The sequence below is a fragment of the Methylobacterium sp. NPDC080182 genome (assembly GCF_050281105.1).
Taxonomy (GTDB): Bacteria; Pseudomonadota; Alphaproteobacteria; order Rhizobiales; family Beijerinckiaceae; genus Methylobacterium.
Map to the genome: position 1 here is coordinate 238,662 of NZ_JBNNWO010000006.1, position 26,795 is coordinate 265,456.

Here is a 26,795-nt window from a genome sequence, read left to right on the forward strand (position 1 = left end):
GCGCGGCCGGCGCCGGCCTACTCGGCCGCCACCCGCGCCGGCTCGTGCCGCGTCTCGGCCTCCGCCGCCTCGCCCTCCGCCACCGCCTTGCGCCGGAACAGACGCATGACGACGACGAAGAAGACCGGCACGAAGAACACCGCCAGCACGGTCGCGGTGATCATGCCGCCCATCACGCCGGTGCCGATCGCCTGCTGGCTCTTCGAGGCGGCGCCGGTGGCGATGGCCAGCGGCACCACGCCGAAGATGAAGGCGAGCGAGGTCATCACGATCGGCCGGAACCGGAGCGTCGCCGCCTCGACCGCGGCCCGCACCACGGAGGTGCCGGGCTTCCAGAGGTCCTTGGCGAACTCCACGATCAGGATCGCGTTCTTGGCCGAGAGGCCGATGATCGTGATCAGCCCGATCTTGAAGTACACGTCGTTGGGCATGCCGCGCAGGTACACGGCCGCCACCGCGCCGATGACGCCGAGCGGGATCACCAGCATCACCGAGACCGGGATCGCCCAGCTCTCGTAGAGCGCGGCGAGGCACAGGAACACGATCAGCACCGACAGGGCGAGCAGCAGGCTCGCCTGGCTGCCCGCCTGCTTCTCCTGGTAGGACTGACCCGTCCAGGCGTAGCCGAAGCCCTTCGGCAGCTGCAGCATCAGCCGCTCCATCTCGGCGATGGCGTCGCCCGACGTGTAGCCGGGGTTCGGCTCGCCGGTGAAGCGCACCGACTGATAGCCGTTGAAGCCGACGATCTGGCTCGGCCCCATGCTCCATTTCAGCTCCGCGAAGGACGACATCGGCACCATCGTGTTGGTGGCGTTCTTCACCGCGTAGTTGAGGATGTCCGATGCGTTCATGCGCTGGAGCTGCTCGGCCTGCACGTAGACCCGCTGCATCTTGCCCCGGTTGGGGAAGTCGTTCGGGTAGACCGAGCCGAGGTTGAGCTGGATCGTGTTGTTGATGTCCTCGAACTTCACGCCGAGCGCGGCCGCCTTCTCGCGGTCGATCACCAGCTCCGCCTGCGGGGTCGGCGGCAGGCCCTCGATCTTCACCTTCTGGAGAACCGGGCTCTGCGAGGCCAGCTTCAGGAGCTGTTCCTGGGCCGACAGCAGGGCCGCGTAGCCGCGGTTGGCCCGGTCCTGAAGGCGGAACGAGAAGCCCGCCGCGTTGCCGAGGTTGTCGACCGGCGGCGGCTCCTGCGCGTCCACCGTGGCGTCGCGGTACGTGGCGAGGGCCGCGTTGGTGCCGGCCACGAGCGCGGCGGCCGAGTTCTTGGCGTCGCGCTGGCTCCATGGCTTGAGGGTGACGAAGGCCTGGCTGGTGCTCGGGGCCTGCCCCGAGAACGAGAAGCCGTTGAGCATCGTCACGGTGGCGACGCCGGGCTGCGCCAGCAGGTGCTCCTCGACCTTGCGCACCGCCTCCTGGGTGCGGTTGTAGGAGGCACCCGGGGGCGTCTGGATGTCGACCGTGAAGAAGCCCTGGTCCTCGACCGGCAGGAAGCCCTCCGGCAGGTTGACGAAGGCGTAGGCCGTGCCCGCCACGAGCGCGACGTAGACCAGCATCACCCGGCCGGACTTCCGGATGAACGCCGCGGTGCCGCGCCCGTAGCGGGCGGTCTCGCGATCGACGAAGCGGTTGAACATCCCGAACACGCCGCCCTTGGCGTGGCCGTGCCCCTTCTCGATCGGCTTCAGGAAGGTCGCGCAGAGCGCCGGCGTCAGCGACAGGGCGAGCAGCGCCGAGAACGCGATGGAGGTCACCATCGCGATCGAGAACTGCCGGTAGATGATGCCCACCGAGCCGGGGAAGAACGCCATCGGGATGAACACGGCGATCAGCACCAGGGTGATGCCGATGATCGCGCCGGTGATCTGCCCCATGGCCTTCTTGGTGGCCTCCTTGGGGGGCAGCCCCTCCTCGTTCATGATCCGCTCGACGTTCTCCACCACCACGATGGCGTCGTCGACCAGGATGCCGATGGCCAGCACCATGCCGAACATGGTGAGCACGTTCACCGAGAAGCCCGAGATCCACATCACCGTGACCGTGCCCATGAGAGCGATCGGCACCACGATGGTGGGGATCAGGGTGTAGCGGATGTTCTGCAGGAACAGGAACATCACGAGGAAGACCAGCACCACCGCCTCGACCAGCGTGTGCAGCACCTTCTCGATGGAGGCCTCCACCGCCGGGGTGATGTCGTAGGGGATGTCCCACTTCAGGTCCGGCGGGAAGAACTGGGACAGCTCCACCATCTTGGCGCGGATCGCCTTGGCGGTCTCGAGCGCGTTGCCGTCGGGGGCGAGCGTCACCGAGATGCCGGCGGCGGGGCCGCCGTTGAGGCGCGTGGAGAACTGGTAGGCGTCGCCGCCGAGCTCGATCCGGGCGACGTCGCGCAGGCGCACGTTCGAGCCGTCGGGATTGGCCCGCAGCACGATGGCGCCGAACTCCTCGATCGTGCCGAGCTGGCCCTTCACGATGATCGGCACGGTGAGCGCCTGCCGGGTCGGGCTGGGCTGCGCGCCGACCGAGCCGGAGGCGACCTGGACGTTCTGGTTGCGGATCGCGTCGGTGACGTCCGAGGCGCTGAGCGAGAGGCCGCGCAGCTTGTCGGGATCCACCCAGACGCGCAGCGACCGCTCCGTCGAGTAGAGCGTCGCGCGGCCGACGCCGGGGATGCGGCGGATCTCGTTGATGACGTTGCGGATCAGGAAGTCGCCGAGGCCGACCTCGTCCATCGACCCGTCCTTCGAGACCAGGGTGATGATGTTGAGGGTCGCGGCCGAGGCCTCCTCCACGAGGATGCCCTGCTGGCGCACCTCGGCCGGGAGACGCGCCTCCACGCGCTTCAGCCGGTTCTGCACCTCGACCGAGGCGAGCGACGGGTCGGTGCCGGGCTGGAAGGTGGCGGTGATGTTGACCGAGCCGAACGAGTCGGTGGTCGACTCGAAGCTCATGATGTTGGCGGCGCCGTTCAGCTCATCCTCGATGAGCCGGGTGGTGCCGATGTAGAGGCTCTCCACGGAGGCGCCGGGATAGGCCGTCGACAGGGCGATGGAGGGCGGGGCGATCACCGGGTACTGCGCCACCGGCAGGTTCGGGATGGCGAGCGCGCCGCCGAGGCAGATGAACAGCGCCACCACCCAGGCGAAGACCGGGCGGTCGATGAAGAAGCGTGCCATGATCGGGCTCTCCCGGACTCAGTGGCGCTGCTGGACGGCGGCGGCCCGCGGGGTGACCTCCGCCTTGTCGCCCGGCACGTCGGGCGCCTCGTCGGTGTCGTGCTTCGGTCCGGTCTCGCCGTGGACCGGGGTCTGGTCGAGGGGCTTCACCTTGGCGCCGACGGTGATCTTCTGGAAGCCGTCGATGATGACGCGCTCGCCGGCCTTGAGGCCCGAGCGGATCAGCCAGTTCTGCCCGACCACCGGCCCGACCTCGACGGGCTGGCGCATCACGGTCTCGTCGGCGCGCACGATCCAGACCTCGGCGCGGCCGTCGTCGGTGCGCTGGATCGCCTGCTGCGGCACCGCGATCGCGTCGGAATCGATGCCCTGCTTGATCCGCGCCCGCACGTACATGCCGGGGAACAGCTCGTCGTGCGGGTTCGGGAACTGCACCCGCAGCGTCACCTGGCCGGTGCTCGGGTCGGCGGTGACGTCCGAGAACAGCAGCCGGCCCGCCAGCGGGTAGAGGGAGCCGTCATCCATGATCAGGTGGACGTTGGCGGTGTTGTCCTCCAGCCGCGCCAGCTCGCCGCTCGCGAGGTCCCGGCGCAGGCGGTTCAGCTCGCCGACCGACTGGGTGATGTCGACGTAGATCGGGTCGAGCTGCTGGATCGTGGCGAGCGCGCCCGTAGAGCCCGGCTCGATCAGCGTGCCCTCGGTGAGCAGCGCCCGGCCGATGCGGCCGGTGATCGGCGCGCGCACGTCGGTCCAGCCGAGGTTGAGCTGCGCGCGGTCGCGGGTCGCCTTGGCGCCGGCCACCTCGGCCTCCGCCTGCTTCTTGGCCGCGAAGGCGGCGTCGTACTGCGCCTGGCTCGCGGTGGCGCGGGAGAGCAGCTGCTCGAGCCGGTCGGCCTGCTGGCGGGCGAGCACCAGGGCGGCCTCCTGGCGGGCGAGGGCCGCCTCGGCGCTGGCGAGCTCGACCTCGTAGGGTGCCGGGTCGATCTTGTAGAGGATGTCGCCCTCCTTGACCTGGCTGCCCTGCTCGAAGAGCCGCTTGACCACGAGCCCGGAGACCCGGGAGCGGACCTCGGCGATGCGCATCGGCGCGACGCGGCCCGGCAGGTCGCGCAGGTAGGGGATCGCCTGGGGCTCCACCTTGACGAACCCGACCTCCGGCACCGGCGGGGCCGGCGCGGCGACCTGCTTCGGGTTGCAGGCGGCGACACCCAGCAGGAGCAGGGCCGCGGGCAGGAGGGCGGTCGCGCGGGCCGAGGCGCGGAACGACGACGGGATTCTGGCGGACAAAGTGCGGGTCACGATTACCGACGCTCCTGAAAGCATGCGTCTGCTGAGGCTGGCGCGGAGCGTGGGCCCGCGCATCGTCGAGTCAGATCCCGGGACCGGTCACGAGGCCGGTCGGACGAAGATCAGGACGGGCGCGCCATCATGCCGGCCGCGAGACCGGCGCGCGCGTCAGGCCCGGCGTGGAGGCCGGTGCGGCGAACCGTCCGGCGCGGAGGCCGGTACGCTGTCGGACCTGTAGTCGAACGATGCGTTGACAGTGTGACGGGGGCGCGGCGCGTCGACCGGCGGGCGCGGCAGCCCCAGTTCGGTGAGGATCTCGCTGTCGGCGGCGCAGAGATCGGTGCGGCCGAAGACCGAACGCTTGGCCTCGGACCGCTTGGCCTCGGGCTGCGCGTCCGGCGTGCCGGACAGGATCGTCAGGCGCGGGCTCGCGATGGCGCAGGCCGGGCCCTCCGGGCGCGCGGCCTCGGCCCGCGCGGGCGCGGCCACCAGCGCGGCCGTCGCGAGCACGAGCAGCGCCAGCGCGGCGAGGCCCCGGGCGAGGCGGTCCGGCAGGCCCGCGGCGCGGCGGGTCAGGAGAGCGGCGGATCGGATCACGAGTCTGAGATAAGCACGGCTGTCGCCGCGCGCAATCACCCACGGCGTCGCGCCACCCGCCCAGTGTTGCGCGCAGCACACAGCTGCGCCCGGAAGTGGCCATACCGGCGGCCCGGCCTCAACCTTGCCGTGAAGTCCGGGCCGGCTCGCCCCATGCGCGCAGGGGTTCCGCGCGGGCTTGGCCGAGATCTGCGAAGACCCGCCGAGATCCGCGAAGACCCGCGAAGACCCGCGGGTCCCCGCGCCGCGACGAACGGAGGACGGAAGACCATGGCGAGACGGATCGCGCTACTCGGGCTCGCGGGCCTGCTGCTCGGGAGCGCCCCGGCGGCGGCCGCCAACCCGCTGGACAGGGGTCCGATCGCGGACTTCCTCAACATCTTCCGCAGCCAGGCGATCCCGCGCGAGACGGTGGCGTGGACCGGCAAGGAGAAGCCCGGCACGATCGTGGTCTCGACCCGCCAGCGCCGGCTCTACTACGTGCTCGGCGGCGGCGCGGCGGTCCGCTACGGCGTGGGCGTCGGGCGGCAGGGCTTCTCGTGGTCCGGCACCAAGACCGTCACCATGAAGAAGGAGTGGCCGGATTGGCGCCCGCCGCAGCAGATGCTGGCCCGCCGCCCCGACCTGCCGCGATACATGGCCGGCGGCCAGGACAACCCGCTGGGCGCCCGCGCCCTCTATCTCGGCTCGTCGCTCTACCGCATCCACGGCTCGAACGAGCCCGAGACGATGGGCGCGGCGGTCTCGTCCGGCTGCATCCGCATGACCAACAAGGACGTGACCGACCTCTACGACCGGGTCCGCGTCGGCACCAAGGTCATCGTGCGCGACTGACCGGGCGGGCGGCCGCGACGGCCGCCCCCCTCCGGCCGCCCCCTCCTCCCGCGCCGCGGAGCCGCAGCCGGTGGCGTGCGCCCGCCCGCGTCGACAGGCGCGGCGGGCCGGTGTTAGGAGCCGCGCCGTCGGGCAGAGCCGGATCGCCCGACCGCCACGAGGGACAGCATGAACGAGCGCATCATCCTGCGGGCCGGCGAGGCCCTGGTCGCGGGCGGGCCGCCCAACACCGCCTCCGAGCCCGAGGTCATCATCGGCGAACTCGACGGGCCGGTCGGCACCGCCCTGGCCACGCTGACCGGCGATCAGGTCGTCGGCCACAGCCGCGTCTTCGCCCTGCTCAACACCGACATCATGGTCCGCCCGGTCACCCTGTGCGTGTCCAAGGTCAGCGTCACCGAGAGCAAGTACACCTCGATCCTGATGGGCACCGTCCAGTTCGCCATCGCCAACGGCGTGCTGGACGCCGTGCGCGCCGGCTACATCCCCAAGCACAAGGCCAACGACCTCGGCATCATCTGCTCGGTCTGGCTCAGCCCCGGCGTCATCGAGGCCCAGCACGTCGACCACAAGGCGCTGTTCGACATCCAGCGCCGGGGCATGACCGAGGCCATCCGCAAGGCCATGACCAACGAGCCCTCGATCGACTGGCTCCTCGAGAACCAGGACAAGATCACGCACAAGTACTACCAGATGGGCCTCGACGGAAAAATCTGAGCGCCCGGTCAGCGGCGGGCGGGGCGCGCACGATCCCGCGGGCGGCCACGGCCAAGCCTGTCGCGATCCGGTGCCTTCGGGTAGGATGGCGGCATGAGCAGACGCGCCGATTCCCGTCCGTTCCGCCGCCTCGCGGCCGGCCTCGTGCTCGGGGCCTGCTGCCTCCCGGCCGGTCCCGCCGCCGCCCAGGCGCTGTTCTGGCCGTCCATCGGCTTCGCGCCGCTGCCCTCCTTCGCGTGGCCGCAGATGCCCGAGGACGCGTACGGCCGCTGGACCGGCTCCTACGCCCGCCTGTCGACCGGCTACGCGGTCAGCACGTCCCGGCATCTCGGCAGCTATTCGGGGCCGACCATCGGGTTCGAGGGCGGCCGGATGTGGCAGGAGGGCCCGATCCTCTACGGCATCAGCGGCGGGTTCGACTATCTCGCCGGCCTCGGCGGCAACCTCACGCCGGGCTACGGGCGGCTCGCCTATTCCAACGACTTCGCCGGATCCCTGGAGGTGAAGGTCGGCACCCTCGTCGCGCCGGACGTGCTGGTCTACGCCAAGACCGGCGCCCTGGCCCTGCACCAGACGCTGCGCGTCGGGCCGACCCCGGGGTCGCTGCCGTTCGCGCGCCAGGACATCGCGGTCCGGCCGGTGGCCGGCGTGGGCGTCGAGTGGGCGGTCACGGACCGCCTGTCGCTCGCGGTCGAGGCGGGCGTGGTTGGCGGCGGGATTCGCTGAGGCGCGCCCCCGTCGGCCTCGCCGAGCGGTGCCGTCCGGGGCGCGGCCGCCTATTTCGGCACGAACGCCCAGTAGTCGAGGTCGAGGATCACCGCCGGGTCGTAGCCGTCGCCGGCGCGGTCCGGGAAGGCGCCGCAGGGCTGGTTCTTGGTGGCGACCGTGCGCAGGCGCAGGAGCCCGACATCGTCGCGGCCGACATCGGCGGTCGCCAGCACCTCGCTCCAGGCATAGACCGTGTCGCCGGCGAAGAGCGGCGCCACGTGGCGGCCGGCGTTGATGCCCGCGAGGGCGAAGGCGTTGCCGAGCCCGTTGAAGCTCAGCGCCCGCGCGAGCGAGATCACGTGGCCGCCGTAGATCAGGCGCCGGCCGAAGCGGGTGTCCTTGGCGGCCAGCCCGTCGAAATGCACCTTGGCGGTGTTCTGGAACAGGCGCGTGGCGATCTGGTGCTCGGCCTCCTCGACGGTCATGCCGTCGACGTGGTCGATCTTCTCACCCACCGCGTAATCCGCGAAGCGGTGCGGGCTGCCGGCGAGGTCGGTGTCGTAGGCGGCGGCCGAGAGCTTCGGCAGCGCGCCCGCGAGATCCTGCGGGTCGACCACCTTGGCGAGGCTCGGCACGTGCTCCTCGGCGATCGCCGCCTCGGGGTCGCGCTTGCGCACGAGCACCCAGCGGCAATAGCTCAGCACGGTCTCGCCGCGCTCGTCGGAGCCCACCGAGCGGACGTAGACCACGCCGGTCTGCCGGTTCGAGCTCTCCTTGAGGCCGATCACCTCCGACACGGTGGAGAGCGTCTCGCCCGGGTAGACCGGCCGCCGGAACCCGCCCTCGGCGTAGCCGAGATTGGCCAGCGCGTTGAGGGAGACGTCCGGGACGGTCTTGCCGAACACCATGTGGAAGGTGAGCAGGTCGTCGAGCGGGCTCTTCGGGTAGCCGATGGCCCGGGCGAAGGCGTCCGACGACTGCACGGCGAAGCGCGGCCCGTAGAGGCCCGTGTACAGCGCCACGTCGCCCACCGTCACGGTGCGCGGGGTGGCGTGGCGGATGGTCTCGCCGAGGCGGAAATCCTCGAAGAAGCGGCCGGGATTCGTCTTCACGGGCGTTCGACCCTACTGCGTGTAAACGTAAGCTGCGGGCACGGCGTATTCATGCAGCAGACGGCTGATGAACAGCAGCAGCAGGATGAGGATGATCGGCGAGATGTCGACGCCCCCGAGATTGGGCAGCAGGTTGCGGATCGGCCGCAGCACCGGCTCGGTCAGCCGGTAGAGCACCTCGCCGATCTGCGCGACGATCGGGTTGCGCACGTTCACCACGTTGAACGCGACGAGCCAGCTGAGAACCGCGCTTGCGATGAGGACGTAGATGAAAAGCTGGACGACCGTGTCGAAGAGCCAGATCAGGGCGTTCATGCGGGTCCGCGCGTATCCTTCGGGCCGCCCGCACCCCAGCGCCGGAGCGGCGCGCGGCGGGCGACGTTGAAACAGGGAATTGACAGGCTGAGCCGCCCGCGCCTACAAGGCCGGCGCCTCGACGGGGCTGTAGCTCAGATGGGAGAGCGCCGCAATCGCACTGCGGAGGTCAGGGGTTCGAATCCCCTCAGCTCCACCAGGCTTTCCTGGTGACAAGACAGCGTCCCGGTTCCGCAGCGATAGCGCTGGCGCGGCCGGGACTTAGCGCCGGTCCGCGGAGATCTCTTCCCGCCCCGCGCCACCTGCCCGATCCCACATCCCGACCCGTGACCGCGCCTGGCTCCAGGTCTCGGTCCGGGCTGCCCGGAGATCCCCCGCCGCGAGCCGAGGCCGCGTCCGGGCCGGCGGCGAGCCTGCAACCATCGCGGCGCGGCAGGGTTCGGTCCCGATCGGAGACGGAGGAGGTCGCGTGGCGTCCTGGATCGAACAGGCAGTCTGGTGGCAGGTCTTTCCCCTCGGCTTCGTCGGAGCCCCCGACGAAGCCGATCCGGCCGCACCGGTCACGCACCGCCTCGCCCACCTGCACGGCTGGCTCGACTACGCGGTCGAGCTCGGCGCGTCCGGGCTGGCGCTCGGGCCGATCTTCGCGGCCTCCACGCACGGCTACGACACGGTCGACCATTTCCGCATCGACCCGCGCCTCGGCGACGCGGCAGATTTCGACGCCCTGGTCGCGGCGGCCAGGGCCCGCGGCCTCCGCGTCCTGCTCGACGGCGTGTTCAACCATATCGGGCGGGCGCACCCGGCCTTCCAGGACGTCCTGCGGCACGGGCCCGAATCCGAGCGGGCCGGCTGGTTCCGGCTGTCCTGGCCGCGGGGCTCCGGCCCGGGCATCGAGCCGGACTACGCCTGCTTCGAGGGGCACCGGCAGCTCGTCACGCTCAACCACGACGACCCGCGAATCGCCGACCACGTCGCCGCCGTCATGGGCCACTGGCTCGCCCGGGGCGCCGACGGCTGGCGGCTGGACGCGGCCTACGCGGTGCCGCCGCGCTTCTGGGCGCGCGTGCTGCGGCAGGTCCGCCTCGCGCATCCGGAGGCCTACATCGTCGGCGAGGTGATCCACGGCGACTACGCCCGCATCGTGCAGGACACCGGCATGGATTCGGTGACCCAGTACGAGCTCTGGAAGGCGATCTGGAGCGCCCTCAACGATCGCAACCTGTTCGAGCTGGCCCACGCCCTGGACCGGCACAACAGCCTTCTCGACAGGTTCGCGCCCCTGACCTTCGTGGGCAACCACGACGTGACGCGCATCGCGAGCCGGCTCACCGACGAGCGGCACCTGCCGCACGCGCTGGCGATCCTGCTGACCTGCGGCGGGACGCCCTCGATCTACGCCGGCGACGAGCAGGCCTTCCGCGGCGTGAAGGAGGAGCGGGTCGGCGGCGACGACGCCATCCGGCCGGCCTTCCCGCCGACGCCCGCGGATCTCGCTACCTACGGCTGGCCGATCTACCGGCTGCACCGGGACCTGATCGCCCTCCGGCGGCGCCACGCCGGGCTCCACCGCGCGCGGGCGCGGGCGCTGCACCTCGCCAACGCGCAGATCGTGCTCGCGCTGGGCGACGGGAGCGCGCGGGTGCTGACGGCCCTGAACCTCGCCGACGCGGACGCGACGCTGCCGGTGCCGGAAGCCCGGGCGATCGAGGCCGGCACCGGCGATCTCGCCGAGGCCGGCAGCACCGGCGCCCGCGTGACCCTTCCGGCCCACGGCTGGGCCGTCCTGACCGTGTGACCGCCGCGCCTCGGCCGGAAAAGGGCTGGAAAGGGGCCGGAAAGGGGCCGACCGCCCGCTCTCCCTAGCCGGTGCGGCGGGCCGTCCAGCGCCCCGCGCAGGCACCGAGCCCGGACAAAGTCCAGCGGCCGGTCCCGGCGGACCCGCGCAGGCGGCCCGTGACCGAGACGCTGGCCAGCCCCTTGCGGATCGTGCCGGTGATCCGGCCGTCCGGCCCGGCCCGGCCGGAGGCGTCGACGCCGTTGCCGCCGACGTCGTCCACGGTCCCGTCCCGGATCACGATGGGATAGCTGTAGGGCCCCGTGCAGCTCCCGCTCTCCGCGGTGGCGATGACCGACCATGACCCGTCGAACCGGTTGGCCGCGGAGGCTCCCGTCGCGGCGCAGACGGTCATGCAGGCGGTCAGGATCAGGGCGGGCGCGAGCCGTGCGGCGCGAAGTCGGGTCATCGTCTCCTCAGTGATGGTCTCGGATCTCGGATGGGATTCCTCCGTGCCGGGCGGATCCGTCGCGCGGCACGGCGCGCGGGCGGACCGTCAGTCGGTGCGGTCGCCCGACGGAGCGTCGGGAGCCGGAGCACGGGGTGAAAGGGCAACGGGCCGGACGCGCGCCCGGAGCGGCGCGGGCGCCCGGCCTCGCGGCCGTGCCGGACAAGAGGGCCATCCGCCCGGCACAACCTCGGAAAAGGGGCGCGGAACCCGGCGGCGCCCGACGGCGCACGGCGCGTTCCACGACCGCGATATGGGGCCTAACACATTCGTGGGAATGAGATATTTTTACCAGTACGCCGTGTTTCTCACCGGCTCCGCGGGATGCCACGCGCCGACATGTCTCAGCGGGCCATCCCGGCAGACACGCCGTTCCGCGACAGGCCGGTCGGCCCGGCGCGGCCGCCCGCGGGGCGGCTGCGCAGGAACGTGTCGAGCCATGCGGGCATCCCGGTTCCGGGCCGGAACGCCGCCCGGCGCTCCCAGGCCTTCAGGAGGGTGAGCCGGACGAGGTCGTCCCCCTGGACATCGCCCGCGATGGCGTCGCGGGTCAGCGTCAGCGCGCGGCGGCGCAGGTCCGGCACGGCGTCGACCAGCGCCGCCCCGAAGCCGACCGGGACCTGCCCCTCGGCCTCCGCGGCGTCCGCGGCCTCCGACAGGCGGTCGAGCAGGCGTCTTAGACGCGAAGTTTCCTCAAGTTCTGCAACTTCTGGAAAATTCTCGCGCCGACCCGCACATGATGTCGCACCCGGTGCGGAGATCACGTCCCCGTGTTCGGCGGGCCCCCGCACTAGTCGGTCAATATCCTGCACGGTCGGCATGGCCACGTCTTCTGGGAAGGGGGGCCGAGAGCGCACGGGAACGGCGTCGCGGCGTTGCGAGCATTTATCTTTGGCTCAAAACGCCCGCGTCAATGGTGCGCGTATACCAGGAAAATAACTTAGATGAGGGAACCGGCTTGTGCGCAACCCGTTTGTGCCCCGCTGCCGACAGGGCAGTGACCGCGTGAAGGGGTGCAGAAGCTGTGACGGCGGGCGTCGACAGGCATGAGCTCCGGCAGATCATCGCCGGCCTGAGCGAGGGCGTGATCCTGGTCGAGCCCGACCAGACCATCGCCTACGCCAACGCGGCCGCCCTGGCGATGCACGGTGCCGAGAGCCTCGACGAGCTCGGCTCCACCGTCGACGCCTATCGCGACCGCTTCTGCCTCCGCTACCGCAACCACATCACGCCCAACCAGTACCCGATCGAGCGCGTGATCGCTGGCGAGCGCTTCCACGACGTGGTGGTCGAGGTGCGGCGGGCCGACAAGCCCGACATGGACTTCGTGCACTCGCTGCGCAGCCTCGTGGCCACGGACCGGGACGGCAACCCGAGCTGCCTCGCGCTGATCCTGAAGGACGTCTCCGACCAGTTCGAGGCCGAGGAGCGGTTCGAGCGCACCTTCAACGCCAACCCGGCCCCGGCCGTGATCACGCGGCTGTCCGACCTGCGCCACGTCAAGGTCAATCACGGCTTCCTGGAGATGACCGGCCACACCCGCGACGCCGTCATCGGCCGCAGCGTCTACGAGGTCGACGTCCTGGCCGGCGCGCGCAACCGCGACCTCGCCGTCGCGCGGCTCAACGCGGGCGGCACGATCCCGCAGATGGAGGCCTGCCTCGACCTGCCCGACGGCGGGAGCCGCTTCGTGATCGTCGCCGGGCAGCCGATCGAGATGGGCGACGAGCCCTGCATGCTGTTCACCTTCGCGGACCTGGAACTGCGCCGGAAGGCCGAGGCCGCCCTGCGCCAGAGCGAGGAGCGCTTCGCCAAGGCGTTCCGGATGACGCCGATCCCGACCGTGCTGGTGCGGGCCGAGGACGGCCAGGTCACGGGCGTGAACGAGGCGTTCAGCCGGGTCTTCGGCCTGGGCGGGGACCGCGTCATCGGCCGCTCGCTGGAGGAGGCCGGCCTGTGGGTCGCCGAGAAGCAGCGCCTGCAGGTCGAGGCCGCCCTGGAGCGGCAGGGCTACGTGCTGGGTCTCGAGGTGTGCCTGCGCCACGAGAGCGGCGCGAACCTCGACTGCCTGGTCTCGGCCGAGCGGGTCGAGATCAACGAGACGGCCTTCGTTCTGCTGGTGCTGCAGGACATCACCGCGCGCAAGCACTCCGAGCGGGAGCTGTTCGACGCGATCGAGACGGTGATGGCCGACACGTCGTGGTTCAGCCGCGGGCTGATCGAGAAGCTGGCGAACCTGCGCCGGCCGGCCCGGGAGGGCGGCGACGCGGCGGCGCCGAACCTGACCGTGCGCGAGCGCCAGATCCTCAACCTGATCTGCGCGGGGCTCGGCGACGACGCGATCGCGCGCAAGCTCGGGCTGTCGCGCAACACGGTGCGCAATCACGGCGCCGCCCTGTACCGCAAGATCGGCATCCACAAGCGCAGCGAGGCAGTCGTTTGGGGGCGCGAGAACGGCTTTCCCCTGAACATCTCCGACGGATGAATACCGCCATACTGGTACAACCACACCATTGATCCGGCGCGCCCGGCGTACATCTTCTGCTCGGCAAGGGTTTTCTCACGCATGACGAGGCGCCCATGACCGAAGACAGGAAGACACCGTCCGCCGAGCACCTCAAGGGCTCGGTGAAGGAGGCCATCGGCAAGCTGACCGGCGATGCCCGGACGGAGACCGAGGGCCGGCGCCAGAAGCGCGACGCGCCCGGATCGAAGGCCGGCTCCGGGCCCGCGGGCTCCGGCCCGCGCTGACGGACGTCACCCGGCGCCTCACGGTGAGGCGCCCCCACGACGAGCGCGATCGCGGAGGCGGTCGCCGACGCGACGACGAAGGAGAACGACATGGTCGATACCAATCGGATCACAGGCGCGGCCCGGGAACTCGGCGGCAAGGTGCAGGGCGCGTTCGGCGACCTGACCGGCTCGCGGCGGGACTCGGTCGAGGGCCGCGCCCACGAGGCCGCCGGACAGGCCGAGACCCTCTACAGCCAGGCCAAGGACACCGTGCGCGACGCGGCCGACCACGTGGCCGACGCGGCCCGCGACCTCGGCGGCCGGGTCCGCGACGCCGTCGACGATCTCGGGGCCGACGACGTCGAGGCCCGCGCCCGCCGCGCCCAGGGCGCCGCGCAGGATCAGTACGCCCGCGCCGAGCGCGGCGTCCGCCACGCCGCCGAGGAGGCGTACGACTACGCCGAGGACGCCTACGCGCGCGGCAGCCACGCCCTGCGCCGCGGCACCCGCGAGGTCGGCCAGCAGGTCGCCGAGTATCCGCTCGCCGCCCTGCTCATCGCCGGCATCGCGGGCTTCGGCCTCGGCCTGCTCGTCAGCGCCCGCCGCGATTGAGCCGCGACTGAGCCGCGACTGAGCCGCGTCCCGGCAACCCCCGGGCCTTCCTTCCGGGGGCCGGCGGCCCCACGAATTTCAGCGATCCACCACCGGAGTGACAGCGTGACCACCATCCAGACCGTTGCAACGCCCCTCGCCCCGGACGCGCACGCCGACACGCGCGCCGTCCTGCTCAACCAAGTCTCCTGGGGCGCCATCTTCGCCGGCGCCGTGACCGCGCTGGTCACCCAGGTGATCATCAACCTCGTCGGTGTCGGCGTCGGGCTGGCCTCGGTCGGCACGACCGCCGCCGATAATCCCTCCGCCTCCACCGTCTCCATGGGCGCGGGCGCGTGGTTCGTCGCCTCGGGCCTCGTCGCCTCGCTGGCCGGCGGCCTCATCGCCGGGCGGCTCTCGGGCAAGGCCCTTCCGGGCGCGGCCGCCCTGCACGGGCTGGTCTCCTGGGCGGTCACCACTCTGGTGGTGCTGTACATGCTGACCTCGGCCGCCAGCGGCCTGGTCGGCGGCACGCTCGGCACCGTCTCGAGCGCGCTCGGCGGCGCCGGCAACCTCGTCGGCGGCACGGTGCAGACCGCCGCCCAGGCGGCGGCGCCGTCGCTGTCGAAGATCTCGAACCCGCTCGACGGCATCGAGGACAAGGTCCGTCAGCAGGCCGCGGGCCAGGACCCGCAGGCCGCCAAGGACGCGGCCGTGGCGGCGGTGAAGGCGGTCCTGACCGGTGACCCGGCCCAGAAGGAGCAGGCCAAGACCCGCGCCGCCGACGCCCTGGCCAAGGCGCAGGGCATCACGCCGGATCAGGCCAAGGCGCAGATCGACGACTACCAGAAGCAGTACGAGCAGGCGGTGGCCAGCGCCAAGCAGAAGGCCGAGGCCGCTGCCGTGACGGCGAAGTCGGCGGCCACGCAGGGCGCGTTCTACGCCGCGCTGGCGCTGATCCTGGGTGCGCTGGCGGCGTATGTCGGCGGCCGGATGGGTGCGCCCAAGCCCGCGACCCTGCTCGGCGCATACGAGACCCGGCGCGTCTGACACCTCCCTCTGACACCTTCACCGGCCCCCGCGCCGATCGCGGGGGCCACCACCGGCCGGGGAGACCGGCCTCACCAGCGAAGCAGGAGCACACGCGATGAGCAGCACGACCGACAAGATCAAGGGCCTGGCCAACGAGGCGGTGGGCAACGTCAAGCAGGCGGCCGGCAAGGCGACGGGCAACGACAAGCTGGTGGCCGAGGGCAAGGCGCAGGAGCTGAAGGGCGAGGCGCAGAAGACCGTCGGCGACGTCAAGGACGGCGCCAAGTCCGTCGCCGACAAGATCACCGGCAAGCACTGATCCGTCCCGCGGCGCCGGCTCCCCGGCGCCGCCGCCCCGGCCGAGGCGGGGCTCCATTCCCCCGACACCAGGAGAGCTGCATGAACCGCGACCAGATCCGCGGCGCGTCCCGCCACCTCAAGGGCCGCGCCCAGACCGCCCTGGGCGGCCTGACCGGTGACCCGGGACGCCAAGTGCGCGGCGCCGTCAACCAAGTGGCCGGCGGGGCGCAGTACGCCTACGGCCGCGCCCGCGACCGCGCCGAGGACCTCACGGAGGACTTGGCGGAGAACGGCCGCCATCTGGCCGAGGCCGCCCGGAGACGGGCCGACCACCTGATCGACGCGGGCCGGGACCGCGCCCGGGACGCGCGCCGCCGCGGCGCCGATTACGGCCGGCAGGCGATCCGCACGGCCGACGCCAACCGCACCAACACCCTGCTGGGCCTCGCCGCCGTCGCTTTCGCGGCGGGATGGCTCGTCCGCCGCACCCGCTGACGGAGGGTTTACCGATGCTGCGCAAGCTCCTGACGACCTTCATCGTGCCGAAGCTCATCGCCTATCTCGGGCGCCGCTACGACCGGCGCCGGGGCACCGGCCGCACCTACTGACGCCCGGATCCGGAGCCCGGGATCGCTAGCCCGGGGCCTTCCAGATGCCGGCGGCGATCCGTGTCGTCTCGACGAGCGCGGCGTGGAGCGCCGCGTCCCCGTCGCGCCGGCCGGCGCGGAGCGCCGCGACCAGCTCGGCCGGCGATCCGGCGCCGCCCAGCGCCCGCTCCCAGGCCCCGGCCGCCGCGCCCGCCTGCGCGATCTCCCGCATGACCACGCCCATCGCGTTGGCGGCCATCAGCAGGACGTAGCGCTGGCGCCCCGACAGGGCCGGCGCGACCTCGTCGAGGAGGCTCTGCCGGGCGACCGACAGGAGGGCGGCGCCCGCGGGCGCGTCCGGGAAGGATTCGCTCATCGGGCTCCCCACCGCTCGGGCGCGGTCTCGCGCAGGATGGCGGCCTCGAGTTCGGGCACCATCCGGCCGGTCAGCGCCAGCTCCAGCGACGTCTCCTGACCGGAGACGTGGCGGTGGCCCTGCTCCAGGGCGATCACCGCCCAGCGCAGATGCGCCATGACCTCCCAGTAGCGCACCGCCTCCGGCTCGATCGCGCGCCCGCTCTCGGCCTCGTAGCCGCGGTAGAAGGCGGCCCGCGGGGCGATGCCGCCGGCCTCCAGGTCGGGCCGGCCGAAGCGCCAGCAGGCGGCGCAGAACCAGCCGATATCCTGGACCGGGTCGCCCCAGCCGGCGAATTCCCAGTCGAGGATCGCCGTCAGGCCCTCGGCATCGACCATGTAGTTGCCGGTGCGGAAGTCGCGGTGGACCAGGACCGGCCGGGGACAGGGCGGCGCGTGGAGCTCGGCCCAGCGCAGGCCCCATTCGAGGGCCGGGCGCGCGGCGCCGATCCCGTCGAGACTCGCCCGGAGCGCGCGGATCTCGGCCAGGGCCGGCTCCGGCTCGGGCGCGCCGAGGAAGGCGAGGTCGTCCGCCGGGGCGGTTCCCGGGCCGGCCACCGGCAGGATGCCGTGCGTCCGGGCGAGCTCGCGGCCGAGCCGCTCGGCCAAGGCCGCGCGGTCGCCGCCGAGGCTCGTGTCCTTGACCACCCGCGGCCCCAGCCCGATCCCGGAGACGAGGCCCATCAGCGCGAAGGGCGCCCCGACCACCCCCGGATCCGCGCAGAAGCCGACCGGCTCCGGCACCCGCACGCCGGCCGCGAAGGCGGCGCGCAGGATCCGGAACTCCTCCGCCCGCGAGCGGCTCGACGCGATGGTGGCGGCCGCGTCCTTGCGCAGGACGAAGCTCCGGGGCGTGCCGTCGACCCGGCACGACAGCTTCCAGTTCTCCTGGATCGAGCCGCCGGTCAGCGGCCGGGCGTCGTCGAGCGCGACCGACCCGGCCCCCAGGGTCCGGCCGATCCAGGCGCAGAGCGCCGTCCTCTGATCCGCGTCCAGCATGGTGCCTCAGGACCGCGTCACGGGACGCGCTCGAGGGCCATGGCGATCCCCTGGCCGCCGCCGATGCACATGGTCACGAGCCCGTAGCGGCCGCCGGTCCGGGCCAGCTCGTAGAGGGCCTTGACGGTGATGATCGCCCCCGTGGCGCCGATCGGGTGACCGAGGGCGATGGCGCCGCCGTTCGGGTTGACCCTGTCGGGATCGAGGTCGAGGGCGCGGGAAACCGCGCAGGCCTGCGCCGCGAAGGCCTCGTTCGACTCGACGACGTCGAAATCCGCCGCCCGCAGGCCGGTCCGCTCCAGCAGCCGCCGCACCGCCGGCACCGGGCCCATGCCCATCTCGGACGGGTCCACGCCGGCGTGGGCGTAGCCGACGATGCGGGCGAGGGGCGTCGCGCCGTCGCGCGCGGCCCGCGCGGCGCTCGACAGGACGAGGGCCGCCGCGCCGTCGTTCAGCCCCGAGGCGTTGCCGGCCGTGACGCTGCCGGTCTTGGAGAAGGCCGGGCGCAGCTTGGCGAGGTCCTCGGCGGTCGTGGCCTTCGGGTGCTCGTCGGTGTCGAAGGCCACCGTCTCGCGCCGGCGCTGGACCTCGATCGGCAGGATCTGCTCCCGGAACCGGCCCTCGCGGATCGCCCGCGCGGCGCGGGCCTGGCTCTCGGCCGCGAAGGCGTCCTGCGCGTCGCGGGGGACGGCGTAGCGCGCGGCCACGTTCTCGGCGGTGACGCCCATGTGGCCGTTGCCGAACGGGTCGGTCAGCGCGCCGAGCATGTAGTCGACCAGCACGGCGTCGCCCATGCGCGACCCGGTCCGCCCGGTGGTCAGCAGGTGGGGGGCGCGGCTCATGCTCTCGGCGCCGCCGGCCACGGCCGTCTCGGCGTCGCCGAGCAGGATGGACTGCGCGGCCGAGACGATCGCCTGCAGGCCGCTGCCGCAGAGGCGGTTGACCGTCATGGCCGGCACCTCCTCGGGAATCCCGCCCTCCATCGCCGCGACGCGGGCGATGTAGGCGTCCCGGGGCTCGGTCGGGATGACGTTGCCGAGGACCACGTGCCCGACCGTCTCGGGCGCGGTCCCGGCGCGGCGCAGCGCCTCCGCGACGCAGCGTGCGGCGAGGACGGAGGGCGGCGTGCCGGCCAGCGCGCCGCCGAACGTGCCGATCGCGGTGCGCACCGCGCCTGTGATCACGACCTCGGTCATACTCTCGGCTTCCTCTCGGCTTCCCTGTCTGGCTCGGCCTGCCGACGCGCCCCGCGCGGCGGGCGGACGGTGTCGGCCCCGCTCAGGCCCCGACGCTCAGGCCCCGACGCTCAGGCCCCGACGTCCCACGACCAGAAGGCGTCGCCCTCGGCCTCGAGATTGCGGTTCAGGACCATCTTGTGGACCTCGTCGGCCCCGTCCACGAGGCGCGCCTGCCGGGCGTAGCGGTAGATCCACTCGAGGGGCGTGTCGGTGGAGTAGCCCCGCGCGCCGTTGATCTGGATCGCCGTGTCGGCGGCCGCGTGCAGGAGGTTGGCCACGTGGACCTTGGCCATCGACACCTCCTTCCGGGCGAAGCTGCCCCGGTCGAGGGCCCAGGCGGCCTTCATCACCAGGAGGCGGCCGATCTCGATCCGCATGGCGAGGTCGCCCAGCATCAGCTGGATGCTCTCCCGGTCGGCCAGCCGGATCCCGAAGCCGTGCCGCTCGGCCGCGTAGGCCCGGGCGATCTCGACGCAGCGCTTCGACAGGCCGAGCCAGCGCATGCAGTGGGTCAGCCGCGCCGGCCCGAGGCGGATCTGGGTGAGCTTCAGGCCGTCGCCCTCATTCATCAGGACGTTCTCGGCCGGGATCTCCAGGCCCTCGAACAGCAGCTCGCAGTGGCCGCCATGCTCCTCCGGCCCCATGATCGGGATGCGGCGCAGGATCCGCCAGCCGGGCTGGTCCCTGTGGAACAGGAAGGCGGTCAGACCTTTGCGCGCGTCGTCGGAGGTGCGCGCCATCAGGATGAAGTGCTCGGCCTCCTCGGCGCCGGTGATGTACCATTTGCGGCCAGTGACCACGTAGCCGCCGCCGCGGCGCTCGGCCCGGGTCTGGATCATGCCGGGATCGGAGCCGCCGCCGGGATGCGGCTCGGTCATGGCGAAGGCCGAGCGGACGCGCCCGTCCACGATCGGCGCGAGCCAGCGCGCCTTCTGGTCCGGGGTCGCGACCTTCTCCAGCACCATCATGTTGCCGTCGTCGGGCGCGGCCGAGTTGAACACGACCGGGCCGAAGATCGAGCGGTTCATGGCCTCGTAGCAGACCGCCATGCCGACCTTGTCGAGCCCGGCGCCGCCGGTCTCGGGCCGCAATTGCAGGCACCACAGGCCCTCTGCGCGGGCGAGTCCGCGCAGCCGCGTCAGCTCGGTGAGGCTGATGTTGCCGTGGCCGTCATAGGCCGCCGGATCCGCCTCCAGCGGCAGGATGTGCGCGTCCACGAAGGCCGCGATCCGGGCGCGGTAATCCTCGACGCGCGGGGAGATGGTGAAATCCACGGGCCCACCTCCTGGGTCGGTGCCGACGACGAAAATCGAGCGAGCGCTCGCTTTTTATCGCCTGGATTCGCGCCTGGCAACGGACTAGACCTCGGGAGCCGCTCCCGGTCGTGGCCACCGCGGGCTGGCGCGACGACGAAACGACGACGGAGCGACGATGGATCGATGAGCCCCGCAGACGCTCTTCCGGCGAACTTTCCGGCGCACCTTCCGGCGAAGGACGCCTACGCCACCGAGGCGATCTGCGCGCGGATCCTGGCGCGGCACCGGGACCGGATCAGCGTCCGGAAGGACCACGTCGCCGTCGCCAACCTCGCGCGGATCATCGAGGCGGTGCTGAAGCTGTCGAGCCGGCAGGGCTTCCACGAGACGAGCCTGCGCGACCTCGCCCGGGCCTCCGGGCTCAGCATGGGCGGGCTCTACTCGTACTTCGACAACAAGAACACGCTGCTGGTGATGATCCTCACCGAGGTGGCCGAGACGGCGGAGGCGGTCCTGCGGCAGGCCCCGGCGGGGCTCGCGGCGGATCCGGCCGCGCATCTGCGCTGGCTGATCGAGACCCATATCCGCCTGACCGAGGCGATGCAGCCCTGGTTCGTCTTCGCGTTCATGGAGGCGAAGGGCTTCCCGGCCCCCGCCCGGACGATGGCGACGGAGAGCGAGGCCGCCACGGAGCGCATCTTCGCCGAAGTCCTCGCCCGCGGGGCGGCGGCGGGCGTCTTCGCGGTCGCCGACGTCGATCTCACCGCGGCGCTGATCAAGCCGCTCCTGCAGGACTGGTACGTGAAGCGGGCCAAGCACCGGAAGCGCGGGATCCCGATCCAGCGCTACATCGCCGGCGTGACCGCCTTCGTCGAGAAGGCCATCGCGGCGGCCTGAACCGGCGCGGCGGACGAACACCCCTGGTCGAGGCCGCCGCGCGCCCTTATGCCGGGCTCGGAGGGCATTCCGGAGCGCGGGGAGCATGGCCGGACCGATCGGGCGCCGCGCGGACGCACACGGAACCGCCGGAATCGACGATCCGCTGAGCGGCCTCGCGCCGCTGCTGCGCGTGCAACCGCACCTGGACGACGTCTGCCGGTTCGGCGGCGACTGGGCCGCCCCGCACGCGCCGGAGCCGACGCGGCAGGCCTATTTCCACCTCGTGACGCGCGGCCGCGCCACGCTGCGGCGGCCCGGGGGCGCGCCGCTGCAGGTCGCGGCCGGGGACATCCTGCTCCTGCCGCGCGGCGACGCGCACCTGTTCCACGGCGCGGGGCCGCCGCCGTCGACGCCCCTGCCCGTCGCGGTCCGCCACGCGCACGATCTGCGGTTCAAGACCACCGTCGGGGCCGAGCCGGACGTCGAGCTGATCTGCGGCCGCCTGGCCTTCGAGGCGGCGCCCCAGACCCTGATCGTGACCGCCCTGCCCGACCTCCTCGTCCTGAGCGTCGGCACCGAGCCCCTGGCCACCCGGTTCGCGCCGCTCCTGGCGGGCATCCGCGAGGAGCTGAACGACCTCCGCGCCGGGTCGGTCGCGGTCGCCGAGAACCTCGCGAGCGCGCTGTTCATGATGATGCTCCGCGCGCATCTCGAGGCGTCGGCCCCGGCCGAGGGCCTGCTGCGCCTCCTGGGGCAGCCGCTCACCGCCCGGGCGGTACTCGCGATGGTGCGCGACCCGGTGCATCCCTGGACGCTGGACGAACTGGCCGCGACGGCCGCCGCGTCGCGGGCGAGCCTCGTGCGCGCCTTCCGCGCCGCCGCGGGCGTCGCCCCGCTGGAATTCCTCACCGACCTGCGGCTCGGGCTCGCCCATCACCGCCTGCGCACCGAGACGGTCCCGCTGGACCGTCTGGCCGCGGAGGTCGGCTACCAGTCCGCGCCCGCGCTCAGCCGGGCGTTCCTGCGCAAGTACGGGATCCGCCCCGGACAGGCGCGGCAGGCCGAGGCGCCCCCGCAGGCGGTTTGATCCGCCCGGTCATCGGCCTGCGCCGCGCGGTCATCGAGGGCGCGGCCGGCCCCGACTACCTTCCTCGTCATCACGAAGGAGGTCGTCATGCACATGATCGATTGGAACAGCTACCGCCAGCAGGTCACCGCCGGCGTCGGACACTTCGCCAAGCTCAGCCCCGACACGGTGCGGGGCTACGGCACCCTCAGCACGGCGGGCCAGAAGACCGGCCAGCTCGACGCCAAGACCCGTGAGCTGATCGCGGTGGCGGTGGCGATCTCCCTGCGCTGCGACGGCTGTATCACGGTCCACACCGACGCCGCCCGCAAGCTCGGCGCCACCGAGGCCGAGCTGGCCGAGGCCCTCGGGGTCGCCACCAGCCTCAATGCCGGTGCCGCGGTCGTCTACGCGACCCGCGCGCTCGACGCCTTCGCGGCCTCCGCCGAGGCGTAGCCCCTCCCCCCATCCGATTGAGCAAGGAATCGTGCCATGAACACGCAGGTTCGCCGCGTCCTCGGCCTCGTCTCCGGGCCGGGCTCGAACCGCCTCGGCCTCCAGGCCATGCGGGTCGCCATCGCGGTCATCTTCCTCTGGATCGGCGCGCTCAAGTTCGTGCCCTACGAGGCCGACAGCATCACGCCCTTCGTCGCCAACAGCCCGGTGATGGCGTTCTTCTACGCCCATCCCGACCAGTACGCGCAGCACCTCACCCACGAGGGCGAGCTCAACCTCGCCGCCCGCGCGTGGCAGACGGCCAACCACACCTACGCGTTCTCCCGCGGACTCGGCACGGTCGAGCTGCTGATCGGCCTGCTCGTCCTCGTCGGGCTGGCGTCGCGGCGGCTGGGTCTGGCCGGCGCGGTGCTGGCCTTCCTCACCCCGGTGGTGACCCTGTCGTTCCTCGTGACCACCCCCGAGGCCTGGGTCGCCGCGCTCGGCGACGCCGAGCACGGCTTCCCCTACCTCTCGGGCGCCGGCCGTCTCGTCCTCAAGGACGTCACCCTCATGGCCGGCGCGTGGCTCGTCCTCGCCGACAGCGCCCGCGCCGTCCTCGAGCGGCAGGCCCGGGCGCCGGGCGCCCCCGCCCGCCTCGACCTCGCGGCAAGCCGCTAGGAGCCCCCTAGGAGGCCGGGGTGCCGCCCGCGGGCAGCGCCCCGATCATCGCCCGCAGGCCGCCGATGTCGTCGAGGACGGCGTCGGCGGTCCGCGCGTCGTCCGGGCGCCCGTAGCCGTAGCGGGCCAGGATGGCGGCGGTGCCGGCGGCGCGGGCGGCCGCGATATCGTGGTGCATGTCGCCGACCATGACGGCCCGCCCGGGCTCGACCCGCAGGCGACGCAGGGCCTCCCGCAGCGGCGCGGGATCGGGCTTGCGCTCGGGCAGCGTGTCGCCGCCCACGACCGTGTCGATCAGCGGCGCCAGCCCCACCGCGTCGAGGATCAGGCCGGTGGCGCGGGCCGGCTTGTTGGTGACGATCGCCAGCGCGTAGCCCGCCGCCCGGAGGTCGCGGACCGCCGCGGCGGCGTTGGGGAACAGGGCGGTGCCGGCGGCCGCGAGCGGCTCGTACACGGCCAGGAAGGCCGGGAGCAGGTCCGGCGCCCGCTCCGGATCGCCGCCCGAAGCCCGCAGGGCGCGCCGCAGCAGCGCCACCGCGCCGTCGCCCACCATGGCCCGCATCGCGGCGGTCCCGACCGGCGGCAGAACCTCCCGCGCCAGGGTGGCGTTCAGGGCCGTCCGGAGATCGGCCAGGCTGTCGACGAGGGTGCCGTCGAGGTCGAGGAGGACGGCGTCGAAGCGCGACGGGGGCGCGGGCGCGGGCAAGGAACGTCTCCGCGTCGCGGGCGACGCGCGGCGGGACGCCGACGCCTCAATCTCCGGGACGGGCGGTTCCTAGCGGGTCCGGCGCTGCCGGGCCAGGGTCCGGCACGCGCCCCGAGCCCCCCCGAGCATCCCTCGGGCAGCCTAGCGCGGCTTGGCGTCGGCCGGCGTCCGGTCGGTGCAGGTGACCGGCGTGCCGGCGCCGTCGGTCCACGTGACCGACCGCCCCTTGCCCCGCAGCTCGTGCGTGGCGTCGGCGTAGCGGAACCCCGACCCGCTCAGCTGCACCGGCAGGGTGACGGCGGCGCCGTTGTCCGGCCGGACAACCGCCCGCTCCGGCCCCGCGGCGTTCAGGAAGGTGACGGCCAGCGTCCGACCGTTCGGACAGGCGAAGGTCACGTCGATCGTCTCGGCCTGCGCGGGCGCGGCGGCCACGAGCAGCCCGCCGACGAGGATCGCCAGCCGGGCGACGCGGACACGGATTCTCATCGGCCTCTCCTGAGCCCCGCGGCCGCGGCCGCGACGACGATCATCGCCGGGATGTCCTGTCCGGGCAATCGGCGCCGACGGCACGCGAGGCGGCCGGCCGACCCCCATCCACCAGTCCCTGGAAGAGCAGATGGAGCAGCGAGGCAATTGTACGATCCTCGATACAAGTCGAACCGGATCACTTCCCGCTCAACTTGGGACGAAAGCGGTAAATCGTCGGCTCGCCCGCCCGGCGGATTGTCTCCCGAGCGCCGCGATGCGGCGGTCCGGCGCGGGGAATAGAGCCGTGGACGACCGCCGTGACAGCTCGCGGCTTAAATATCTCTTTAATGTTAGGAGTATAATAATATGGCAATCTCTCAGACGCAGCTTCGATGAACCGTCCGAAATATCCTTTCTCGATATTGATCGGGAGGTCGACCGCATCCGCCCCGGGTCTGACGGCCATGCGTCAGCTCGCGGAACTGCAGAAGCATATCCCGTCCCTCTACGGACTGCTCTCGGTCAATGCCGGCGCCCTCGCGGTGACGCATTACGGTCTGGCGCCCGCCTACCTGACCCTCGGCATCCCGGGGACCGTGATCGCGCTGTGCCTCCTGCGCGCGATCCACTGGTGGCGCTTGAGGCCCGAGGCCCTGGACGAGGCGCAGGCCGCCCGCCACCTGCGGCGGACGACGGTGCTCACGGTCTTCTTCTCCGTCGCCTTCGTGATCTGGGCGATGGTCCTGAACACGTTCGGCGGCCCCTACGAGCAGGGCCACGTCGCGATCTTCGTGGCCGTCACGGTGATCGCCTGCATCTTCTGCCTGACCTACCTGCCGCTGGCGGCCTTCCTGGTCACCGGCATCGTCATGGGCGTGTTCCTGTTCTGCTGCGTGACGAGCGGGAACCACGTGTTCCTCGCCATCGCGGCCAATACGGCCTTCGTCACGGCCGTGATGGTCCGCATCCTCAACACCAACTACCGGGCCTTCGTCGCCCTCGTCGCGTCCCAGGCCGTGGCGAGCCGGCTCTCGGAGGAGAACGCACGCCTCGCCCAGACCGACAGCCTGACCGGCCTCCCCAACCGGCGCTACTTCTTCCAGAAGCTCGACGAGGCGCTCCGGTCGTCCTCCGGGGCGGACATGGCCTTCGCCCTGGCGATCTTCGATCTCGACCGGTTCAAGCCGATCAACGACACCTACGGGCACAATGTCGGCGACCGCGTCCTGGCGGAGGCCGGCCGGCGCCTCGCGGCCTTCGCGGGGGCGGACGTGGTGGTGACGCGGCTGGGGGGCGACGAGTTCGGCGTGATCCTGCGCGCGCCGGCTTCGGCCGCGGCGGCGCTCGCCTTCTGCGACGGCGTCTGCACGGCGCTGCAGCGGCCGATCCGGATCGGCGACATCCAGGTCGTCACCGGCTGCTCGGGCGGGCTCGCCCTGCCCTGCCGGGTCTCGCACGACGCCGACGCCCTGTTCGACCGCGCCGATTACGCGCTCTACCACTCCAAGGAGCAGCGGCGCGGCGCGACGACACTGTTCTCGCAGGAGCACAAGGACGCGATCCGCGCCGAGCAGGCGGTGGAGACGGCCTTGCGGACGGCGGACCTCGCCGCCGAGATGGTGCTGCACTACCAGCCGGTCCTCGACCTCGCCACGGGGCGGACCGCCTTCGTGGAGGGTCTGGCGCGCTGGACGAGCCCGACGCTGGGCCGCGTCGCGCCGGACCGCTTCATCGCGGCCGCCGAGCGCGGCGGCATGATCCACACGGTGACGCTGCTGCTCCTGCGCAAGGCGCTCGCCGACTGCGCGCAGCTCCCGCCCGGGACCGGCCTGTCCTTCAACCTGTCCGCCCACGACCTCGCCTCGCCCGAGACCGTCCTGTCGATCCTGGCGGCGGTGCGGGGCAGCGGCATCGACCCGCGCCGCCTGACGCTCGAGCTGACCGAGACCGCCCTGATGCGCGACTTCGACCACGCCAAGGCGGCCATCACCACCCTGCGCAGCCTGGGCATCAAGATCGCGCTCGACGATTTCGGGACCGGCTATTCCAGCCTGGGCTACGTCCACCGCCTGCCGCTGGACAAGATCAAGATCGACCGCGGCTTCATGGCCGACATCGACACCGACCGGGGCTGCAGCCTCGTCTCCACGATCCTGGACCTGTGCCGCAACCTCGGCCTCGACGGGATCGTCGAGGGGATCGAGACGGAGGCGCAGCTCGACGTGGCGCGGCGGCACGGCAGCCGCTACGCCCAGGGCTACCACATCGGCCGCCCGATGCCCCTCGGCGACCTGCTGGAGCGGCTGGAGCGCGAGGGCGCGGCGGAAGCGAAGGCAGCGGCAGAGGCAGCGGCCGGCACGGTGCGCCGGAGGGCCTGAG

General features: G+C 72.4%; 28 protein-coding genes and 1 tRNA gene. 16 read left to right on the top strand and 13 right to left on the bottom strand.

Translation table 11 applies throughout. The features are described from left to right. Window positions 1–17 precede the first annotated feature (17 nt). From ACQKQD_RS13320 to ACQKQD_RS13330, 3 genes are all read right to left on the bottom strand, one after another. Window positions 18–3,176: a multidrug efflux RND transporter permease subunit gene (locus ACQKQD_RS13320; RefSeq protein WP_091979691.1), complete on the bottom strand. Its 3,159-nt coding sequence runs from the start codon at window positions 3,174–3,176 to the stop codon at window positions 18–20. Window positions 3,177–3,194: 18 nt separating this feature from the next. Continuing rightward, complete coding sequence (locus ACQKQD_RS13325) at window positions 3,195–4,475, bottom strand: efflux RND transporter periplasmic adaptor subunit (RefSeq protein ID WP_026604651.1); 1,281 nt, start codon at window positions 4,473–4,475, stop codon at window positions 3,195–3,197. Between the two features lie 156 nt (window positions 4,476–4,631). Next, on the bottom strand, window positions 4,632–5,060 hold the full coding sequence (locus ACQKQD_RS13330) for a hypothetical protein (RefSeq protein ID WP_020091346.1): 429 nt from the start codon (window positions 5,058–5,060) through the stop codon (window positions 4,632–4,634). 270 nt (window positions 5,061–5,330) lie between these two features. On the opposite strand from ACQKQD_RS13330, the gene ACQKQD_RS13335 reads away from it, so the two are divergent. From ACQKQD_RS13335 to ACQKQD_RS13345, 3 genes are all read left to right on the top strand, one after another. Continuing rightward, the gene (locus tag ACQKQD_RS13335) at window positions 5,331–5,894 is read left to right on the top strand and encodes a L,D-transpeptidase (RefSeq protein ID WP_020091347.1); all 564 of its coding nucleotides are present in this window, start codon (window positions 5,331–5,333) and stop codon (window positions 5,892–5,894) included. A gap of 168 nt (window positions 5,895–6,062) precedes the next feature. Continuing rightward, the gene (locus ACQKQD_RS13340; protein ID WP_012321386.1) at window positions 6,063–6,611 is read left to right on the top strand and encodes a formaldehyde-activating enzyme; all 549 of its coding nucleotides are present in this window, start codon (window positions 6,063–6,065) and stop codon (window positions 6,609–6,611) included. Window positions 6,612–6,704: 93 nt separating this feature from the next. After that, window positions 6,705–7,337, top strand: coding sequence for an outer membrane protein (locus ACQKQD_RS13345; RefSeq protein WP_427508579.1), 633 nt, complete (start codon window positions 6,705–6,707; stop codon window positions 7,335–7,337). Window positions 7,338–7,387: 50 nt separating this feature from the next. Here ACQKQD_RS13345 and ACQKQD_RS13350 read toward each other — a convergent pair whose 3' ends face one another. After that, complete coding sequence (locus ACQKQD_RS13350; protein WP_043353002.1) at window positions 7,388–8,431, bottom strand: MaoC family dehydratase; 1,044 nt, start codon at window positions 8,429–8,431, stop codon at window positions 7,388–7,390. A gap of 12 nt (window positions 8,432–8,443) precedes the next feature. Further along, window positions 8,444–8,746, bottom strand: coding sequence for a YggT family protein (locus ACQKQD_RS13355; protein ID WP_020091350.1), 303 nt, complete (start codon window positions 8,744–8,746; stop codon window positions 8,444–8,446). Between the two features lie 123 nt (window positions 8,747–8,869). On the opposite strand from ACQKQD_RS13355, the gene ACQKQD_RS13360 reads away from it, so the two are divergent. Both ACQKQD_RS13360 and ACQKQD_RS13365 read left to right on the top strand, forming a co-directional pair. Further along, window positions 8,870–8,945, top strand: a tRNA-Ala gene (locus tag ACQKQD_RS13360). Between the two features lie 270 nt (window positions 8,946–9,215). Further along, window positions 9,216–10,544: an alpha-amylase family glycosyl hydrolase gene (locus tag ACQKQD_RS13365; protein WP_427508580.1), complete on the top strand. Its 1,329-nt coding sequence runs from the start codon at window positions 9,216–9,218 to the stop codon at window positions 10,542–10,544. A 64-nt stretch (window positions 10,545–10,608) separates the two neighbouring features. Here the strand turns inward: ACQKQD_RS13365 and ACQKQD_RS13370 are convergent, their stop codons facing one another. After that, a complete protein-coding gene (locus ACQKQD_RS13370; RefSeq protein WP_427508581.1) occupies window positions 10,609–10,992 on the bottom strand; it encodes a hypothetical protein in 384 nt (127 codons plus the stop codon). A gap of 383 nt (window positions 10,993–11,375) precedes the next feature. Then, window positions 11,376–11,795, bottom strand: a complete 420-nt coding sequence (locus tag ACQKQD_RS13375) for an RNA polymerase subunit sigma-70 (protein WP_244540840.1) — start codon at window positions 11,793–11,795, stop codon at window positions 11,376–11,378. Window positions 11,796–12,055: 260 nt separating this feature from the next. Here ACQKQD_RS13375 and ACQKQD_RS13380 point away from each other — a divergent pair, with 260 nt between their 5' ends. The 6 genes from ACQKQD_RS13380 (at window position 12,056) to ACQKQD_RS13405 (ending at window position 16,182) form a co-directional block, all read left to right on the top strand. Continuing rightward, a complete protein-coding gene (locus tag ACQKQD_RS13380) occupies window positions 12,056–13,516 on the top strand; it encodes a helix-turn-helix transcriptional regulator (protein ID WP_427508582.1) in 1,461 nt (486 codons plus the stop codon). Window positions 13,517–13,611: 95 nt separating this feature from the next. Next, on the top strand, window positions 13,612–13,782 hold the full coding sequence (locus tag ACQKQD_RS13385) for a CsbD family protein (RefSeq protein WP_020096302.1): 171 nt from the start codon (window positions 13,612–13,614) through the stop codon (window positions 13,780–13,782). A 90-nt stretch (window positions 13,783–13,872) separates the two neighbouring features. Beyond that, window positions 13,873–14,376 carry a CsbD family protein gene (locus ACQKQD_RS13390; RefSeq protein ID WP_427508583.1) on the top strand — a complete coding sequence of 168 codons (504 nt, stop codon included), beginning with the start codon at window positions 13,873–13,875 and terminating at the stop codon, window positions 14,374–14,376. Window positions 14,377–14,481: 105 nt separating this feature from the next. Continuing rightward, on the top strand, window positions 14,482–15,405 hold the full coding sequence (locus ACQKQD_RS13395; protein WP_020096304.1) for a hypothetical protein: 924 nt from the start codon (window positions 14,482–14,484) through the stop codon (window positions 15,403–15,405). A 97-nt stretch (window positions 15,406–15,502) separates the two neighbouring features. Then, window positions 15,503–15,706, top strand: coding sequence for a CsbD family protein (locus tag ACQKQD_RS13400; RefSeq protein WP_020096305.1), 204 nt, complete (start codon window positions 15,503–15,505; stop codon window positions 15,704–15,706). An 80-nt stretch (window positions 15,707–15,786) separates the two neighbouring features. After that, a complete protein-coding gene (locus ACQKQD_RS13405) occupies window positions 15,787–16,182 on the top strand; it encodes a CsbD family protein (RefSeq protein ID WP_427508584.1) in 396 nt (131 codons plus the stop codon). A 138-nt stretch (window positions 16,183–16,320) separates the two neighbouring features. Here the strand turns inward: ACQKQD_RS13405 and ACQKQD_RS13410 are convergent, their stop codons facing one another. The 4 genes from ACQKQD_RS13410 to ACQKQD_RS13425 form a co-directional block, all read right to left on the bottom strand. After that, window positions 16,321–16,650, bottom strand: coding sequence for a DUF6285 domain-containing protein (locus ACQKQD_RS13410; RefSeq protein WP_056524493.1), 330 nt, complete (start codon window positions 16,648–16,650; stop codon window positions 16,321–16,323). Continuing rightward, window positions 16,647–17,687, bottom strand: a complete 1,041-nt coding sequence (locus tag ACQKQD_RS13415; RefSeq protein ID WP_427508585.1) for a phosphotransferase family protein — start codon at window positions 17,685–17,687, stop codon at window positions 16,647–16,649. Before ACQKQD_RS13415 ends, ACQKQD_RS13410 begins: the two co-directional genes overlap by 4 nt. Window positions 17,688–17,704: 17 nt before the next feature. Beyond that, window positions 17,705–18,883 (bottom strand): beta-ketothiolase BktB, encoded by a 1,179-nt coding sequence (gene bktB / locus ACQKQD_RS13420; RefSeq protein WP_427508586.1) that lies wholly within the window; start codon window positions 18,881–18,883, stop codon window positions 17,705–17,707. A 110-nt stretch (window positions 18,884–18,993) separates the two neighbouring features. Then, window positions 18,994–20,199 carry an acyl-CoA dehydrogenase family protein gene (locus ACQKQD_RS13425; RefSeq protein WP_427508587.1) on the bottom strand — a complete coding sequence of 402 codons (1,206 nt, stop codon included), beginning with the start codon at window positions 20,197–20,199 and terminating at the stop codon, window positions 18,994–18,996. Between the two features lie 165 nt (window positions 20,200–20,364). Between ACQKQD_RS13425 and ACQKQD_RS13430 the strand changes: the two genes are divergently transcribed. The 4 genes from ACQKQD_RS13430 (at window position 20,365) to rclC (ending at window position 23,242) form a co-directional block, all read left to right on the top strand. Then, window positions 20,365–21,078, top strand: coding sequence for a TetR/AcrR family transcriptional regulator (locus ACQKQD_RS13430; protein WP_427508588.1), 714 nt, complete (start codon window positions 20,365–20,367; stop codon window positions 21,076–21,078). Between the two features lie 85 nt (window positions 21,079–21,163). Further along, window positions 21,164–22,147, top strand: coding sequence for a cupin domain-containing protein (locus ACQKQD_RS13435; RefSeq protein ID WP_427508589.1), 984 nt, complete (start codon window positions 21,164–21,166; stop codon window positions 22,145–22,147). A gap of 87 nt (window positions 22,148–22,234) precedes the next feature. Further along, the gene (locus ACQKQD_RS13440; RefSeq protein ID WP_020096313.1) at window positions 22,235–22,582 is read left to right on the top strand and encodes a carboxymuconolactone decarboxylase family protein; all 348 of its coding nucleotides are present in this window, start codon (window positions 22,235–22,237) and stop codon (window positions 22,580–22,582) included. A gap of 36 nt (window positions 22,583–22,618) precedes the next feature. Beyond that, the gene (rclC, locus tag ACQKQD_RS13445) at window positions 22,619–23,242 is read left to right on the top strand and encodes a reactive chlorine resistance membrane protein RclC (protein WP_020096314.1); all 624 of its coding nucleotides are present in this window, start codon (window positions 22,619–22,621) and stop codon (window positions 23,240–23,242) included. Between the two features lie 7 nt (window positions 23,243–23,249). Here the strand turns inward: rclC and gph are convergent, their stop codons facing one another. Continuing rightward, window positions 23,250–23,948 (bottom strand): phosphoglycolate phosphatase, encoded by a 699-nt coding sequence (gph, locus tag ACQKQD_RS13450; RefSeq protein ID WP_427508590.1) that lies wholly within the window; start codon window positions 23,946–23,948, stop codon window positions 23,250–23,252. A gap of 141 nt (window positions 23,949–24,089) precedes the next feature. Continuing rightward, window positions 24,090–24,434 (bottom strand): MliC family protein, encoded by a 345-nt coding sequence (locus ACQKQD_RS13455; RefSeq protein WP_091928236.1) that lies wholly within the window; start codon window positions 24,432–24,434, stop codon window positions 24,090–24,092. Between the two features lie 446 nt (window positions 24,435–24,880). Between ACQKQD_RS13455 and ACQKQD_RS13460 the strand changes: the two genes are divergently transcribed. Next, the gene (locus tag ACQKQD_RS13460) at window positions 24,881–26,794 is read left to right on the top strand and encodes a putative bifunctional diguanylate cyclase/phosphodiesterase (RefSeq protein WP_427508591.1); all 1,914 of its coding nucleotides are present in this window, start codon (window positions 24,881–24,883) and stop codon (window positions 26,792–26,794) included. Window position 26,795 lies beyond the last annotated feature (1 nt).